The sequence below is a fragment of the Streptomyces sp. 2131.1 genome, assembly GCF_900105515.1.
Lineage (GTDB): Bacteria > Actinomycetota > Actinomycetes > Streptomycetales > Streptomycetaceae > Streptomyces > Streptomyces drozdowiczii.
Genome location: NZ_FNSY01000001.1, coordinates 2,151,927 through 2,166,783 on the forward strand (window position 1 = coordinate 2,151,927; position 14,857 = coordinate 2,166,783).

General features: G+C 73.2%; 15 protein-coding genes, 1 tRNA gene and 1 riboswitch. Of the genes, 10 read left to right on the top strand and 6 right to left on the bottom strand.

Annotation, left to right across the window (positions count from 1 at the left end; translation table 11 throughout):
- Positions 1-3: 3 nt before the first annotated feature.
- Positions 4-1,089, bottom strand: coding sequence for an ArgS-related anticodon-binding protein NrtL (gene nrtL / locus BLW14_RS09405; protein ID WP_093706173.1), 1,086 nt, complete (start codon positions 1,087-1,089; stop codon positions 4-6).
- Between the two features lie 55 nt (positions 1,090-1,144).
- Positions 1,145-1,558 carry a response regulator gene (locus BLW14_RS09410; RefSeq protein ID WP_093706175.1) on the bottom strand — a complete coding sequence of 138 codons (414 nt, stop codon included), beginning with the start codon at positions 1,556-1,558 and terminating at the stop codon, positions 1,145-1,147.
- A gap of 216 nt (positions 1,559-1,774) precedes the next feature.
- Between BLW14_RS09410 and BLW14_RS09415 the strand changes: the two genes are divergently transcribed.
- Positions 1,775-1,846 (top strand) — tRNA-Arg (locus tag BLW14_RS09415).
- Positions 1,847-1,993: 147 nt separating this feature from the next.
- Here the strand turns inward: BLW14_RS09415 and BLW14_RS09420 are convergent.
- Entirely contained in the window at positions 1,994-2,311 is a 318-nt protein-coding gene (locus BLW14_RS09420) for a hypothetical protein (RefSeq protein ID WP_177153932.1), read from the bottom strand.
- Positions 2,312-2,332: 21 nt separating this feature from the next.
- Positions 2,333-2,626 (bottom strand): AbrB/MazE/SpoVT family DNA-binding domain-containing protein, encoded by a 294-nt coding sequence (locus BLW14_RS09425; RefSeq protein WP_177153933.1) that lies wholly within the window; start codon positions 2,624-2,626, stop codon positions 2,333-2,335.
- A 73-nt stretch (positions 2,627-2,699) separates the two neighbouring features.
- Here BLW14_RS09425 and BLW14_RS09430 point away from each other — a divergent pair, with 73 nt between their 5' ends.
- Both BLW14_RS09430 and BLW14_RS09435 read left to right on the top strand, forming a co-directional pair.
- Positions 2,700-3,395, top strand: a complete 696-nt coding sequence (locus tag BLW14_RS09430; RefSeq protein WP_371128117.1) for a Scr1 family TA system antitoxin-like transcriptional regulator — start codon at positions 2,700-2,702, stop codon at positions 3,393-3,395.
- Complete coding sequence (locus BLW14_RS09435) at positions 3,392-3,577, top strand: DUF397 domain-containing protein (protein WP_093706177.1); 186 nt, start codon at positions 3,392-3,394, stop codon at positions 3,575-3,577. The genes BLW14_RS09430 and BLW14_RS09435 overlap by 4 nt, the downstream gene beginning before the upstream one ends.
- 51 nt (positions 3,578-3,628) lie before the next feature.
- On the opposite strand, the gene glyA is transcribed toward BLW14_RS09435, so the two are convergent.
- Both glyA and BLW14_RS09445 read right to left on the bottom strand, forming a co-directional pair.
- Positions 3,629-4,912 (bottom strand): serine hydroxymethyltransferase, encoded by a 1,284-nt coding sequence (gene glyA, locus BLW14_RS09440; RefSeq protein ID WP_093706179.1) that lies wholly within the window; start codon positions 4,910-4,912, stop codon positions 3,629-3,631.
- Positions 4,913-4,951: 39 nt separating this feature from the next.
- Positions 4,952-5,078: riboswitch (ZMP/ZTP riboswitch) on the bottom strand.
- Positions 5,079-5,155: 77 nt separating this feature from the next.
- Positions 5,156-6,208, bottom strand: coding sequence for a non-homologous end joining protein Ku (locus BLW14_RS09445; RefSeq protein WP_093706181.1), 1,053 nt, complete (start codon positions 6,206-6,208; stop codon positions 5,156-5,158).
- A gap of 62 nt (positions 6,209-6,270) precedes the next feature.
- Between BLW14_RS09445 and ligD the strand changes: the two genes are divergently transcribed.
- The 7 genes from ligD to BLW14_RS09480 all read left to right on the top strand — a co-directional run bounded on the left by ligD (position 6,271) and on the right by BLW14_RS09480 (position 14,855).
- Positions 6,271-7,164, top strand: a complete 894-nt coding sequence (gene ligD / locus BLW14_RS09450) for a non-homologous end-joining DNA ligase (RefSeq protein ID WP_093706183.1) — start codon at positions 6,271-6,273, stop codon at positions 7,162-7,164.
- Positions 7,165-7,317: 153 nt separating this feature from the next.
- Positions 7,318-9,429 (top strand): HEAT repeat domain-containing protein, encoded by a 2,112-nt coding sequence (locus BLW14_RS09455; protein WP_093706185.1) that lies wholly within the window; start codon positions 7,318-7,320, stop codon positions 9,427-9,429.
- Positions 9,426-9,752, top strand: a complete 327-nt coding sequence (locus tag BLW14_RS09460; protein WP_093706187.1) for a zinc ribbon domain-containing protein — start codon at positions 9,426-9,428, stop codon at positions 9,750-9,752. Before BLW14_RS09455 ends, BLW14_RS09460 begins: the two co-directional genes overlap by 4 nt.
- A 159-nt stretch (positions 9,753-9,911) precedes the next feature.
- A complete protein-coding gene (locus BLW14_RS09465; RefSeq protein ID WP_093706189.1) occupies positions 9,912-10,640 on the top strand; it encodes a hypothetical protein in 729 nt (242 codons plus the stop codon).
- A complete protein-coding gene (locus BLW14_RS09470; protein ID WP_093706191.1) occupies positions 10,637-11,932 on the top strand; it encodes a sensor histidine kinase in 1,296 nt (431 codons plus the stop codon). The genes BLW14_RS09465 and BLW14_RS09470 overlap by 4 nt, the downstream gene beginning before the upstream one ends.
- Before the next feature lie 71 nt (positions 11,933-12,003).
- Positions 12,004-13,401: an FtsW/RodA/SpoVE family cell cycle protein gene (locus BLW14_RS09475; RefSeq protein WP_093706193.1), complete on the top strand. Its 1,398-nt coding sequence runs from the start codon at positions 12,004-12,006 to the stop codon at positions 13,399-13,401.
- The gene (locus BLW14_RS09480) at positions 13,398-14,855 is read left to right on the top strand and encodes a penicillin-binding transpeptidase domain-containing protein (RefSeq protein WP_093706195.1); all 1,458 of its coding nucleotides are present in this window, start codon (positions 13,398-13,400) and stop codon (positions 14,853-14,855) included. The genes BLW14_RS09475 and BLW14_RS09480 overlap by 4 nt, the downstream gene beginning before the upstream one ends.
- Positions 14,856-14,857 lie beyond the last annotated feature (2 nt).

Genomic DNA, 14,857 nt, shown 5'->3' on the forward strand with positions numbered 1-14,857 from the left:
TGCTCAGAGGTGTTCGGGCGCGCTGACGCCGAGCAGGGACAGGCCGCCGGCCAGCACAGCCCCGGCGGCTTCGGCGACGGCCGTCCGGGAGCGGTGGGCGGCCGAGGGTTTCTCGTCCCCGACGGGCAGCGGGGGGGCGGCGTCGTGGAAGTCGAAGAAGGCGTCGGCGACCGCGTCGAGGTGCCGGGCGAGCCGGTCGGGGGCGCGGTGGCGGGCGGCTGCGGCGCGTACGGCGGGGTGCGCGTCGAGCAGCGCGAGCAGGTCGGCCGCCCCGGTCGCGTCGATGTCTTCGCCGAGCCCCGCGACGGCGACCCCGAGCCGGTCCGCGCCCCGGATCACGGCACGGGCGCGGGCGTACGCGTAACGGACCCGGAAGAGGGCGTTGGCCTCGGTCTGCGCGATCAGCTCGGGCCCGAGGGGGGCACGGTCGTGCCCGGCGGGCCGGAGAAGGCCCCAGCGGGCACCGTCGGGGCCGAGGCGGGTGAGCAGGGCGGCGGCGGTGTCGCCGGCGGGGACGGGGCGGATGGGGGTGGGTTGCTCTCCGGGCGTCTGCGGCGCTCCGTACGCCTCGGCGCTCACCCCGAGCCGCGCCCAGTCCTGATCCGGCTCCCCCGCGCAGCTGACGCGTACGACGGCACCCTGGGCGGTCAGCAGCCGGCGGACCGCGTCGGCGGTGACGGCGGCCCGGACCTCACGGGCATGGGTGAGCAGCAGGCGGTGACCGGCGAGGGCGTCCCCGCATCCGTACCGCTCCCCTTCCTCCCGCACCCGGTGCACGAGGTCGCGGTGGGCGGCGGCGCCGGCCGACGCGTCGAGCGTGAAGTTGAGGAAACCGGGGCCGGTGATCTCGACACCGGCGACTCCGGGGGCGCCGGCGAGCCGGTCGCGCAGGATCTCGGCGACCTCGCGGGCCCCGAGGCCGGCGGGTCCGGCGAGCTGGAGCGCGACGGCGCTGGCGTAGTCGCCGCGGCCGCCGGGCCGGGTCCTCTCCACCCGGACGCGCGCGGGCACGGGCGCGCGCAGGGCGTCCTCGCGGACCGCGCGGCGCACGGCGTGCAGCACGGTCGTGGAGAGGTCGACGGGGGTCACGGGACCAGCGTATGGGAGGGAGGGGGGCCCTTCGCGAACCGGTTTCGCCATGCGGTCAGCCGGCGGCGCTCTCCGCCCGCCCGGCGCCCGGTCCGCCGTCGAGCGCGGCCGGCCGGCCGCGCTCCATCAGCCGCCGCACGAGCCGCACCAGCTCGCTCGGCTCGAAGGGCTTGGCGAGGAACGCGTCGACCCCGGCGGCGACGCCGCTGTCCACCTCGTACGGTGTGCAGGCACTGACGATCGCGAGGGGCAGGTGCCCGGTGCGCGGGTCGGAACGCAGCCGGCTCGCGGTCTGGAGGCCGTCCAGCCGGGGCATGACGACGTCGAGGGTGATCACATCGGGGCGCACCCGGTGCACGAGATCCAGACACTCGGCACCATCGCCCGCGGTCACGACCTCGAAGCCCTCAAGCTCGAGGTTGACCCTGATCAACTGCCGGATGACCTTGTTGTCGTCGACAACAAGCACGCGGCCGCACGCCCCTGACACCCTTCGAGAGTAGGGGGGCCGGAGGGGCTGCGTCCGGGTTTTGCCCACTTCCGCCCCCGGGCGGGGGCCGTCAGGGGTGGCCGGATGTGTGTGCGAGGGGTCTTCCGCCGTCGCCCGATGACGCGGAATACCTGTTCACGGGCACCCTGCGGAAGCTGGTAGTGTTTCACCCGTCGCAGAGCAACGCAGCGACACGCCCCCGTAGCTCAGGGGATAGAGCATCGGCCTCCGGAGCCGGGTGCGCAGGTTCGAATCCTGCCGGGGGCACTTCGCGAGAAGTGCCGAAAAGACCCCGCCGTCAGTGGAAACACTGAGGTCGGGGTCTTCGCGTATGTACGGGCACCCGCCGGAGCCGTGAGGCCGTCGGCGTGAAGCACCGAGGGCCGCACCTCACTGTGTGCGGCCCTCCGCCCCTCAGGCAGGGCCAGGATCGAAGATCTCGTGCCCACCGACCCGGCGCCAGACGATATGCGGCTCACCCGCGTGGACTTCGTCCGCGTACTGCCAGGTGGCACGCCCGTCGGGCGCCCATGTCATTTCCATGACGGGACGCGCACCGGCGGGGAGCGGCACTCCCTGAACCGGCTTGACCCGGAGGCCGGGCCGAAACCGCCCGGTGGCCGCGTCCGGCACGAACTTCTTCCGAACGCAGTCCTGGAACCGTGCCCGCTCCTCGGGGAGGAGCTTCTTGAAATCACGGTCGAAGCGAGCGGTCGTCTCGAAAGTCGACAATGGGCCTCCCAGGGGGCGGGGTCAGTTCTCCTCGGCGAGGTGCGCGAACATCTCGTCCACGCCCTCATGCCGGGTGGTGCGCCCGGAAGCGATGTCCTCGCTCGCCTCACGCTCACCCGCCTGCCACCGCTCCGTCCAGAACCAGGCCTGGTCCGTGCGGATCTTCCGTAGTCCGTGCACCTCGACGACCCCGTCGTCGTTGATGGCGAACTCAAGCTCGTCACCCGGGGAGACTCCCAGCGCCTCGCGGACCCCTGCGGGCAGCGTCAGCTGCCCCTTGTCGCGCACGCCGGCATGGAACGTGGTCGCAGCCATGAGTGACCTCCCTCTCCGCATCCCGTGTCTGCCTCGTGTAGGCAGAGTACCCGAGCCCGGGGGAAAGTGCGAGATTCGCACTTTCTCAATTTCCTACTCTCCCGCTTCCTGCTCCCCTCATGCAGCCCGGCTGGTTCCGCCCACGGATCCCCGATCAGAAGGGCGGGTCCAGCTCAGCCACGACCGCCTTGCCGACGGGGACGCGGGCCTGAGCCGCGAGGAGTCCGGCTTACTCGTCGGGTACTCCAAGCACACGATCGCCTCCATCGAGCACGGCCGCCGGATGCCGGACCGAGGCTTCGTGCAGAGCGCGGAGCCGGTGCCCGGCAACACGGGGGCGCTCCGGAAGGCAGCGCCGCATCTCTCGCGGCAGGCGGGGCTGGCTAGTTGGTTCGTGCAGTGGGCGCGCCTTGAGGCGACGGCGGTCAGCCCCTACGCGTACGAATGCCGGCGGCACACGGGCGGGGACGAGGTGACGCGTGAACTCCTCGACCGCTTGATCGAGTTGATCGAGAGCAACTGGAACGTGGAGTTTCAGATCATGCCCCCACGACGGGTGACACATGCGGGGCTGGATGGGCCCATGCGCCTGGCTGAGACTCCGGAGCACCGCTGGTTCGCGTACTCGGAAGGACAGCAGAACGGCCGCCTGATCTCCGACCCCAAAGAGATCAGCGTGCTCCAACAGCGGTATGCGGAACCGCGCTCGCACGCTCCGACGTCCGAGGACTCGCTGAGCCTGCTGAAGCGAATGCGAGGAGCGCCATGAGCACGTCCAGCCTGACCTGGTTCAGGAGTAGTTACAGCGGCTCTCAGGGTGCCGACTGCGTCGAGGTCGCCGCCTGCCCCACCGCCGTCCACGTCCGGGACTCCAAGGACCAGCACAGCCCCGAGCTCGCCCTCTCGCCCACCGCCTGGGGCGAGTTCGTCGCGTACGCCACCCGGGGCTGACGCCCGACGACTGAGCCCCGCACCGGACAACTCCGGCGCGGGGCTCAGTCGTCACCCCACCGGCAGCCCCGGTGCCGGATACGCGTCCATCAGGTCCTTCACCTCGGCCCGCACCGCGGCGATGGCGGACTCGTCGCCCGCGTGGGCGGCCGTGATCGCGCGGGCGATCCAGGCCGCGACCGTGGGCATCTCCGACGCCGGGATGCCCCGGGACGTGAGCGCGGGGGTGCCGATGCGGATGCCGGAGGCGTCGAAGGGCTTGCGGGGGTCGTAGGGGACGGTGTTGTAGTTGACGACGATGCCGGCGCGGTCGAGGGCCTTGGCGGCGGTCTTGCCGGGGATGTCCTTGTTGGTGAGGTCCACCAGGAGCAGGTGGTTGTCCGTGCCGCCGGAGACCAGGTCGAAGCCGCGGGACGCCAACTCGTCGCCCAGTGCGCGGGCGTTGGCGACGACGGTGTGGGCGTAGGAGCAGAAGGCGGGTGTCGCGGCCTCGTTCAGGGCGACGCCGATCGCGGCCGTGGTCTGGTTGTGCGGGCCGCCCTGGAGGCCGGGGAAGACGGCGCGGTCCAGGGCACGGGCGTGTTCGGCGCGGCTCAGGAGCATCGCGCCGCGCGGACCGCGCAGGGTCTTGTGCGTCGTGGTGGAGACGACGTCCGCGTGCGGGGCGGGCGAGGGGTGAGCGCCGCCCGCGACGAGGCCGGCGATGTGGGCGATGTCGGCGACCAGGACCGCGCCCACCTCGCGGGCGATCTCCGCGAAGCCCGCGAAGTCGATCTCGCGGGGCACGGCGGTGCCGCCGCAGAAGATGAGCTTCGGCCGCTCGGCGAGGGCCAGGTCGCGGACCTCGTCCAGGTCGACGCGGCCGGTGTCGCGGCGCACGCCGTACTGGACGCCGTTGAACCAGGTGCCGGTGGCGGAGACGCCCCAGCCGTGGGTGAGGTGGCCGCCCATCGGCAGGGACATGCCGAGCACGGTGTCGCCGGGCTTGAGGAAGGCCAGGTAGACGGCGAGGTTGGCGGGTGAGCCGGAGTACGGCTGTACGTTGGCGTGCTCCATGCCGAAAAGAGCCTTTGCCCGCTCGGCGGTCAGCCGCTCGACCTGGTCGATGACCTGCTGGCCCTCGTAGTAGCGCTTGCCGGGGTAGCCCTCGGAGTACTTGTTCTGGAGCACCGTGCCGGACGCTTCGAGCACGGCTGCGGAGACGTAGTTCTCGCTGGGGATCAGGCGCAGGGTGTCCGCCTGGAGCTGCTCCTCGGCGGCCACGAGGGCGGCGAGTTCGGGATCAGCTGCCGTCAGGGCGGGGTGGCGGGGGTGTGCGGGTACGGACGCGGTCACGGGGTTCCTCCCGGGTCGGTCGCATGGCTGCGGCGTGGACCCGGATGCCCAGGCGGACGGCTCTCCGGCATGACGCCCCCGGGCACACCCGGGGTCTGCCGCTCCCTCGTGGTCGATTCCACTGAGCACCCCCGTGAGGGAGTGCGCGCCAGTCGCGGCCTTCCGCACCTTACCGGGCGCCCTTACGGGGTGCGCAAGGGCGATAAGGGCGATGCAGGCGCACGGGGGAGGCCCCCGCCCCCGTCAGGCGGAAGCGCGCTTGCGGGACGCCGTGCTCTTGGACCCGCTCTGCTTCTTGGCCGTCGTCTTCTTCGCGGCCGTCTTCTTCGCGGTGCTCTTGGAGGCGGTCTTCTTCGCCGCCTGCTTGCCCGTACCGCTCGACGTCGACTTCTTGCCGCCCGTGGACTTCGGGGAGGAGGCGGACTTCTTGGCGGCGCCGGATGCCTTCTTCTCGGTGCCGGACGCCTTGCGGTCGGCGAGGTGCGTGACGTCCGCCACGGACTCCTCCCCCTCCTCGCCGCGAGCCTCCTTCGCGGCCTTGACGCTGCTCTCAAGGGCTGCGAGCAGATCGATGACCTGCCCGCCCCCCTTGCCGCCCTTCTCGGCCGGTTCCGGCGCCTCGCCCGACGCCTTGGCGGCGATCAGCTCCTCGACCGCCTCGCGGTAGTCGTCGTGCAGCGAGTCCATGTCGACCTCGCCGAGGGTGTCCATCAGGGCGTCCGCGAGGTCCAGCTCCGCGTCGCGCACCGTCACGTCGGACTCCGGGGCGACGCCCTCGGGGGCCCGGATCTCGTCCGGCCAGAGCAGGCCGTGCATGGCGATCACGTCGTCGACGACCCGGAGCATGCCCAGGCGTTCGCGCCCGCGCAGCGCGTACTTGGCGAGGGCCACCTTGCGGCTCCGCTTCAGGGCCTCGCGCAGCAGGGTGTACGGCTTCGCAGCCGGGACGCCGTTGGCGGAGAGGTAGTACGCCGCGTCCATCTGGAGCGGGTCGATCGCGTCGGCCGGGACGAAGGCGACGATCTCGATGGTCTTCGCGGTGGGCAGCGGCAGGTGACTCAGGTCCTCGTCGGTGATCGGGATCATCGTGCCGTCGGCATCCTCGTACGCCTTGCCGATCTCGGCGGACGCCACCTCCTCCCCGTCCAGCTCGCACACCTTGCGGTAGCGGATGCGCCCGCCGTCCTCGACATGGACCTGCCGGAACGAGATCGAGTGGTTCTCGGTGGCGTTGACCAGCTTGATCGGGATGCTGACCAGCCCGAAGGAGATGGCGCCGTTCCAGATGGACCTCACCGGTTCACCCCTTGGATCCGTATCTGCGAGGAAACGTACGTTTCGCGTGTGATTCTTATCGTATGACGCCGATCACCGAGGTGGAGGGGCGACGGCTGTCCCTGAGCAACCTGGACAAGGTGCTGTATCCGGCCACCGGCACCACCAAGGGCGAGGTGCTGCACTACTACGCGGCCACGGCTTCCGGGGTGCTGCTGGCGCATCTGCGGGACCGGCCGGTGTCGTTCCTGCGCTATCCGGACGGGCCGGAGGGGCAGCTGTTCTTCACGAAGAACCCGCCGCCCGGTACTCCGTCCTGGGTACGCAGGGCCCCGGTGCCGCACCGCGAGAGCGAGCCGTCCGAGCAGGTGGTCGTGGACGATCTGGCCTCCCTGATGTGGGCCGCCAACCTGGTGGTGGAGTTCCACACCCCGCAGTGGCGGGCCGGGACGCCGGCGGTGGCCGACCGGCTGGTGTTCGACCTGGACCCCGGGGCGCCCGCCACGGTCGTGGAGTGCTGCCGGGTGGCACTGTGGCTGCGGGAGCGGCTGGCCGAGGACGGCCTGACAGCGTACGGGAAGACCTCGGGCTCCAAGGGCCTGCACCTGCTGGTCCCGATCACCCCCACGGACTCGGCGGCGGTGTCGGCGTACGCGAAGGGGCTGGCCGTCCGGGGGGAGAAGGAGCTGCCGGAACTGGTGGTGCACCGGATGCGGCGGGCGCTGCGGCCCGGCAAGGTGTTCGTCGACTTCAGCCAGAACGCCGCCGCGAAGACCACCGCCACGCCCTACACCCTGCGCGCCCGCGCCGAGCCGTCCGTGTCCGCGCCGGTCACCTGGGCGGAGATCGAGGGCTGCCGCTCCCCCGGTGACCTGGCCCTCCTGGCGGGCGACATGGCGGGACGGCTGGACCGGTACGGCGACCTGCTCGCCCCGCTGTGCGACCCGGAAGAGGGCCGCCCGCTTCCGGCCGCATAGCCGTACGCACCCCGCTCGTACCGCCATACCGCACGCGCCCGACTCTTGTCATGTTCCGGGGCAAAAGCGTGCGTGGGGTGGCCGGATGGTCCCGGCCGTGGTGCACACTCTGCGCAGACACTGCTTGCGTGACGTCTGCGGGGAGGCGATGGCGTGTTCGCGGGGATCGACGAGGTCGACTGGGCCTCGATGGAGCACGCCTACGGACCGGCGGACGATGTGCCGGCCCTGCTGCGCGGGCTGGCGTCCGCCGATCCGGCGGAGCGCGAACGGGCCCTGGACGGGATGTACGGGGCGGTGCACCACCAGGGCGACGTCTATCCGTGCACGCTCGCCTGCATCCCGTTCCTCTTCGAGCTGGTCACCGATCCCGCGGTCGTGGACCGGGGCGACCTGGTCGAGTTACTGACCAGCATCGGCGGCATCGACCTCGGCGAGGACGACGAGGAGGAGCTGGACGAGGAGGAGGCGGAGGGCGCGGCCAACTACGCGATGGCGGCGGCGGCCGTCACCGCGAACGCCGGGGTCTTCCTCACGCTGCTGGCCGACGAGGACCCGGGTGTACGGCTGAGCGCCCCGCTTGCCCTGGCCGCCCTGCACGACGACCCGGCCGGGGTGCTGACCCTGCTGCGGGCCCGGCTGGCGGCGGAGCCGGACGAGGAGGTGCGGTTCGCCCTGGTGGAGGCGGCCGGACGGCTCGCGCTGCGCCACGGAACCCTGGCCGCCCCGGTGGCCGACTGGCTGAGCCGGCTGGCCGCCGAGGCCAATCCGCCGGGGCTGCGGCTGGCGGCTCTCGCCCAGCTGGCGCGCTGCGCACCGCGCTCGCTGCCGGACGACGTGGTGGCCTTGGTGACGGGCCTGCTGCGGAAGCTGCGTACGTCCCCCGGGCCCGGCGGCCCCCGGACCCGCGCCGCCGAGGCGCCGGGGGCGGGCGCCGAGGCGGCCCCGGTCACGCTGCTGGGGCAGGTGCGGGCGCTGTCCGCCGAGGAGACGGCGGGACGGGCCGCGCCCTGGACGGCCGATCTGCTGCGCACGCTGCACGCCGGGCTCGACGACCGCGTCGCCGAGCGGGCGGCCCTGCTGGCCGAGCAGCTGCGCAGCCCCGACCCCTGGCAGCGCGTGGACGCCGTCCGCCTGAGCGAAGGGCTCATAGGCGGCTGGCGGGGTTCCTACGCGGAGCTGGTCCGGGTGGTGGGCGAGCAGCTCGCCGCGCCCGAACCGAGGCTCGCCGAGGCCGCCTCGCACCTGCTGGAGGGGCTGTTCGGGCTGGCCGCCCCGGCGGCGGACGCGCTGGCGGAGCGGGTCGCGGCGGACCCGGGGGCGTGGGTGCGGACCTGGCCGGACGGGCGGACCCAGCTGGGCAGCGCGGTGAAGGCCCTGGCCCGGCTGGGCGACCCGCGCGCCCTGCCGGCCCTGACGGCAGCCCTCGGCCGCCCCCTGGTGCCGTACGACGTGGGGCCCGGACTGGCCCGCCTGGGCGAGGCGGCCCGGCCGCTGACCGGTGCGCTGCGGCGCCGGCTGGGCGAGGAGGTGCTCGACGAGCGGGCGTACGACCGGGTGGTCCCGCTGCTGGTCGCGCTGACCGCGCTACGGGCGGGCGAGGCCGCCCCGGAGGTGCTGCGGGTGCTGCGCGACGCCCCGGAGCCCCGGGGCGAGTGGGTGCGTGCGGTGGCACTGCGGGCGCTCGCCTCCTTCGGGCCGGCCGCCCGCTGCGCCGTGCCGGAGCTGCGGGCCATGGTGCTGCGCGGCGGTACGGCGGAGGCGGCCGAGGCGGCCGGGGCCCTGTGGGCGGTGGAGGGGGACGCCGGGGCGGTGCTGCCCGCGCTGATCGAGGGGCTGGGAGCCGCGGACGTGGACGCGCGGCGCGCGGCGGCGGAGGCGGTGGGCCGGCTGGGCGGGCGGGCGGCGGTGGCCGCGCCCCGGCTGCGGGCCCTGCTGCGCCACGAGTCACTGTGGCTGCGGGTGGACGCGGCGATCGCTCTGTGGGAGGTTTCCGGTCGTGCCGAGGAGTCCGTCCCGGTGCTGCTGGCGGCCTGGGCGCAGAACCCTCACGTCCGGGTCCGGGTGGCGGAATGCCTGGCGCGCATGAGGCCCGCCGGTGCAGGGTCGGACGCGGCACGCGTGCTGCTCACCGAGCTGACCTCCGTACGCCGTCACAACGCGCCGGACGGGGACCGCGGCAGCCACCACACGTACACCGACGAAAAGCTGCTCGCGCTCTGCCGCCGGGCGCTCCTGGGGAACACGGGGAAGGAACCCACATGATCATTTTCGGCACGCGAGGTTATCTGTACCAGCTGGCGGTCCTGACGCTGGTCTGCGGCTGGTGCGGGAACCCGGCGGCGCACACGCTGCGCAAGCGGGTCACGAAGTTCACGCTGTTCTTCGTGCCGCTGTTCCCGTTCTCGACGAAGTACGCCACGCAGTGCACGTTCTGCGGCGGCGAGCAGCGGATACCCAAGGAGCAGGCCGACCAGCTGCTGGCGCAGCACGTGGCCTCGCAGGACGGCAACCCGTTCGGACAGGCCCCGCAGCAGGGGTACGCGTCGGGGGCGCCGGGCCAGGGGCAGAACCCGTACCAGCAGTGACCGGCGCGTCCACGCCGACCGCACGTCAGCACGAAAGCCGACTGCACATCAGCACTAAATACGCATAAGGGACTTCCTTCCGAAATAGGGTCAGCAGGACGGTGCCGCGCGGGGACGCGCCACCGCCCATCGGCCCGTCCGTCCGGAACGGAGGAAGTCATGCGTCAGCGGCTGCCCGCCCTGGTGATCCTGGGCGCATCACTGCTGGCCGGCTGCGGCACCGGCGGGGAACTGCGGAGCGCGGGCCGGACCCCGGCCGCGATCGGCCCGGTGCGCCTGTGGCCGACGCTGCCGCCGGCGTCCGCCGCGCCCTACGACTACGGCGAGGGCGAGACCGCGCGCATCCCCGGCATCCGGGTCACCGGCGGCGACGTGCGCCGGCTGGACCCGGTGGCGGTGGTGCGCGCGGGCCTGAAGGTGCCGCCCGAGCGGTCCGACGTGGCCGACGAGCTGCCCGCGAAGACCGTCGACGCGATCAACGCCTGCCGCAGAGCGCCCGGCTCCTGCCCGGTGCTGCCGCCGTACTTCCGGGATCTCACGGGCGACGGCAGGGACGAGATGGTCCTCGCCGTCCGCATGCCGGGACGCCAGCTCTCCGTACGCGTCTACATGCCGGAGTCCGGCGGACTGACCCGCATCATGTCCACCTCGGACGCGGTCATCAGCGTCCAGCTCGCCGGCCGCGACCTCATCATGCGGGCGCCGTCGGCGATCACGGGGTACGAGTACCGCACGGCGTGGTCCTGGGACGACCGGCAGCGCGCGATGCTGCCGACGCAGGACGAGATCCTGCGCACCCGGGACGCCGGGCGGCGCACGCCGGTCCCGCGCCCCTCCGCACCGCGCACACCCCGGCCCACGGCCTCCGTCTCCGCGGAGCGCCGGTGAGCCGGCGGGCGGTCGCGGCGAGGCGGCGGCGCCGGCCGCGGCTGCCCGCCTGGACGGCGACGCTGACGTGGAAGGCCGCGGTGTTCATCACCGTGATGTGCTGCGTGCTCGCCGCGCTCCTCGGCGTCCTGGTGCACACCGCCGTCACCCGCCAGACGGTCGGTCACGCCCGCGAGAAGTCCCTCGCCCGGCTGACCGGGGTGTCGCGCGCCTACGAGGCGGGCGAGGCGCTGCCACCGCGTTCCGGGGTGGACCCGCCGGGGCTGCCGGGGGCACTGCGGGTGCTGGCGGCGGGCGGGCGGCGCGGCACGATGGTCGGCAGGTTCCTCGGGCGGCCGGTGATGTGGGCGGCCGCCCCGGCGGACAACGGGCGGGCGCTGGCCGCCTGGACCGACTACGGCCAGAGCGCCCGCACCATCAACGGCCTGGACGGGGCGATCATCGGCTCCTCGCTGCTGGCGATCGGCGCCACGCTGCTGGTCGGCGCCTTCGCCGTCACCCGGGTCACCCGGCGGCTCCACCAGACCGCCCGGGTGGCCCGGCGGATCGGGGCGGGCGACCTGGACGCCCGCGTCGACGACCCGCGCACGGCGGACCCGGCGCGCCGGCAGGACGAGGTCGCCGTCGTCGCGGGGGCGCTCGACACCATGGCTTCGGCGCTCCAGCGCAAGCTCCAGGCCGAACAGCGGTTCACCGCCGATGTGGCGCACGAGCTGCGGACCCCGCTGACGGGCCTGTCGGCCGCCGCCGAACTGCTGCCGCCGGGCCGCCCGTCCGAGCTGGTGCAGGACCGGGCCCGCGCCCTGCGCGCGCTGACCGAGGACCTGCTGGAGATCTCGCGCCTGGACACCGGTACCGAACACGTCGACCTGGACGTCCACGAACTGGCCCCGCTCGCCGCCCGCGTGGCGCGGGGCACCGGCACCGTGGTCGAGGTCACCGGGGAGCCGGTGCGCGTCGAGACGGACAAGCGGCGCCTCGAACGCGTCCTGGGCAACCTGATCAGCAACGCCCACCGGCACGGCAGGCCGCCCGTGGTGCTCACCGTCGACGGGCCGGTGGTGACCGTACGGGACCACGGCGACGGCTTCCCCGAGTACCTGAGGGCGGGCGGCCCGCAGCGCTTCCGCACCGAGGCCGGCGGCAAGGGGCACGGCCTCGGGCTGACCATCGCGGCCGGCCAGGCCGAGGCGATGGGCGCGGCCCTGACCTTCGGGAACGCGCCGGACGGCGGCGCGGTCGCCCGGCTGACGCTGCCTCACTACGTATCCCTGGACGGCGAAGCGCCATGAGCCGCCCGTACGCGCCGCCCCCGCACGTCACATAACCGACATAACGTCCGCGTCTTGCTACGTTGCGGGGCATGACCGCATCGACGGCGGACGCACCCCCGCCCGAGCTGCGCCTGCCCCGGCGGCGCGGCGTGGAACTCTCGCTCCTCATCGGGGCCGTCCTGATCTCCGTCTACGGCTACGCCGCGGTCGGACTGGCCCACGACGGGGCGGTCCCGCCCGATGTCGCGGGGTACGGCGGCGGTCTCGGGCTGCTCGCGCTGCTCGCCCATCTCGCGGTCCGGCTGCGCGCCCCGTACGCCGATCCGCTGCTGCTGCCCATCGCCGTCCTGCTCAACGGGCTCGGCCTGGTGCTGATCTACCGGCTCGACCTGGAGACCCCGGGCGAGCGGGCGGCGACGACCCAGCTGATCTGGTCCACGATCGGCGTCGCGTTCTTCATCGCCGTGGTGGCGTTCCTGCGCGACCACCGGGTGCTCCAGCGCTACGCGTACCTCTCGGTCGCCGCCGCGCTCGTCCTGATGATCGTGCCGATCTTCTTCCCGGCGGTGAACGGGGCGAAGATCTGGATCAGGATCGGCGGTTTCTCCTTCCAGCCCGGGGAGTTCGCCAAGATCCTGCTCGCGGTGTTCTTCGCCGCCTACCTCGCGGCGAACAGCAACGCCCTCGCGTACACCGGCCGCAAGATCTGGAGGTTCCAGCTGCCCACCGGGCGGGTACTCGGCCCGATCGTCGCGATCTGGCTGATCAGCGTCGGCGTCCTGGTCCTGGAACGCGACCTGGGCACCTCGCTGCTGTTCTTCGGCCTCTTCGTGATCCTGCTGTACGTGGCCACCGGGCGGCGCGGCTGGATCGCGGTGGGGCTGCTGCTCGCGGCGGTCGGCGCGTTCGTCGTCGGCTCGTTCGAACCGCATGTGCACAGCCGGGTGCAGGACTGGCTCGATCCGTTCGCCTCGATCGACGCCGGACGGGGGCCCGGACAGCTCGCCCAGTCGCTGTTCGCCTTCGCCGCCGGCGGGATGCTCGGTACGGGGCTCGGGCTCGGCCACTCCGTCCTGATCGGCTTCGCCGCCAAGTCGGACTTCATCCTGGCGACGGCGGGCGAGGAGCTGGGGTACACCGGTCTGACCGCGGTCTTCCTGCTGTACGCGCTGCTGGTGGCGCGCGGCTACCGGGCCGGGCTGGCCCTGCGCGACGCGTTCGGGCGGCTCCTCGCGATCGGCCTGGCCTCGATCCTGGCGCTCCAGGTCTTCGTGATCGCGGGCGGGGTGACGGGGCTGATCCCGCTGACCGGGATGGCGATGCCGTTCCTGGCGCAGGGCGGTTCTTCCGTGGTCACCAACTGGATCATCGTGGCGCTGCTGATCCGGGTCAGCGATCTCGCCCGCAGACCGGCGCCGGACGACGTGGAGACGGGGGTCGTGGCAGCGGTCCCGGCGGAGCGGCCCGGCGCGGAGGGCGAGCGGTGATCCGGTACATCCGGCACGCCGCCGCGTTCTGCCTGCTGCTGCTCGTGGCGCTGCTGGCCAACGCCGCCCGGGTCCAGGTCTTCGAGGCCGACGAGCTGGACGACAACCCGGCCAACCGGCGTACCACCATCGCCCGCTACGACGAGCCGCGCGGCAACATCCTGGTCGACGGCCGGCCCGTCACCGGCTCGAAGGACACCGGAGAGCAGCTCGCGTACGAACGGACCTACCGGTACGGGCCGCTGTACGCGCCGGTGACCGGCTACGCCTCGCAGACGTACGGCACCACGCTCATCGAGAACGCCGAGGACGACATCCTCTCCGGCACCGACCCGCTGCTCGCCCCGCTCCCGCTGTGGGGCGAGGTCAGCCGGACCCGTCAGCCCGGCGGCGACGTCGTCACCACGGTCCGGGACGCGATGCAGCGCGCCGCGTACGAGGGGCTGGGCAACCGGCGGGGCGCGGTCGCGGCCGTCGAACCGGCCACCGGGCGCGTCCTGGCGCTGGTCTCCACCCCCTCGTACGACCCCGAGCGGCTGTCCGGGACCGGCTCGTCCGTCACCGGTGCCTGGCGGGAGCTGAACGCGGCGGACAGCCGGCCCATGCTGAACCGGGCGATCCGGCAGACCTATCCGCCCGGCTCCACGTTCAAGATCGTGACGGCGGCGGCCGCGCTGGACGCGGAGGTCGTCACCGATCCGGACGCGGAGACCGACACCCCGTCCCCGTACGTCCTGCCGGGCACCTCGACCGTGCTGCCCAACGAGTCGCGCGGCTGCGAGAAGGCGTCGCTGGCGGACGCGATCCGGGTGTCCTGCAACACGGTGATGGCGCACCTGGGGGTGGAGGTCGGGCTCGACGGGATGGTGGAGGCTGCCGAGCGGTTCGGCTTCAACGACACCGGTCTGAAGGTCCCGTCCGGGGTGGCGAAGAGCAACTTCGACACGGACATGAGCGACGACCAGCTCGCGCAGTCCTCGATCGGCCAGTTCGACACCACGGCGACCCCGCTCCAGATGGCGATGGTCGCGGCGGCCGTCGCCAACGGCGGGGAGCTGATGTACCCGCACCTGGTGGAGCGGACGACCAAGCACGACGGCGCCACCGTGCACACCACGGGTTCGAAGTCGTACCACCGGGCCATGAACCCGCTGACGGCGACGCGGCTGCGGCAGATGATGATCGACGTCGTCCAGGACGGTACGGGCACCAACGCGGCGATCGACGGGGCGACGGTCGGCGGCAAGACCGGCACGGCCCAGCACGGCGTCGACAACTCCGACCTGCCGTACGCCTGGTTCATCTCCTGGGCGCAGGCGGACGGAGCGGCCCGCCCGGCGGTCGCGGTCGCCGTGGTCGTCGAGGACGCCGAGGCCGACCGCGCCGACATCAGCGGCGGCGGCAGCGCGGCCCCGATCGCCCGGGCCGTGATGGAAGCGGCCCTGGAAGACTGAGC

Bases quoted from the DNA above. Each gene is read 5' to 3' on its own strand.
- BLW14_RS09425 (WP_177153933.1), bottom strand. From the start codon at position 2,626: ATGGCTGCGACCACGTTCCATGCCGGCGTGCGCGACAAGGGGCAGCTG.
- BLW14_RS09435 (WP_093706177.1), top strand. From the start codon at position 3,392: ATGAGCACGTCCAGCCTGACCTGGTTCAGGAGTAGTTACAGCGGCTCT.
- ligD (WP_093706183.1), top strand. From the start codon at position 6,271: ATGACGCCGATCACCGAGGTGGAGGGGCGACGGCTGTCCCTGAGCAAC.
- BLW14_RS09460 (WP_093706187.1), top strand. From the start codon at position 9,426: ATGATCATTTTCGGCACGCGAGGTTATCTGTACCAGCTGGCGGTCCTG.
- BLW14_RS09465 (WP_093706189.1), top strand. From the start codon at position 9,912: ATGCGTCAGCGGCTGCCCGCCCTGGTGATCCTGGGCGCATCACTGCTG.
- BLW14_RS09475 (WP_093706193.1), top strand. From the start codon at position 12,004: ATGACCGCATCGACGGCGGACGCACCCCCGCCCGAGCTGCGCCTGCCC.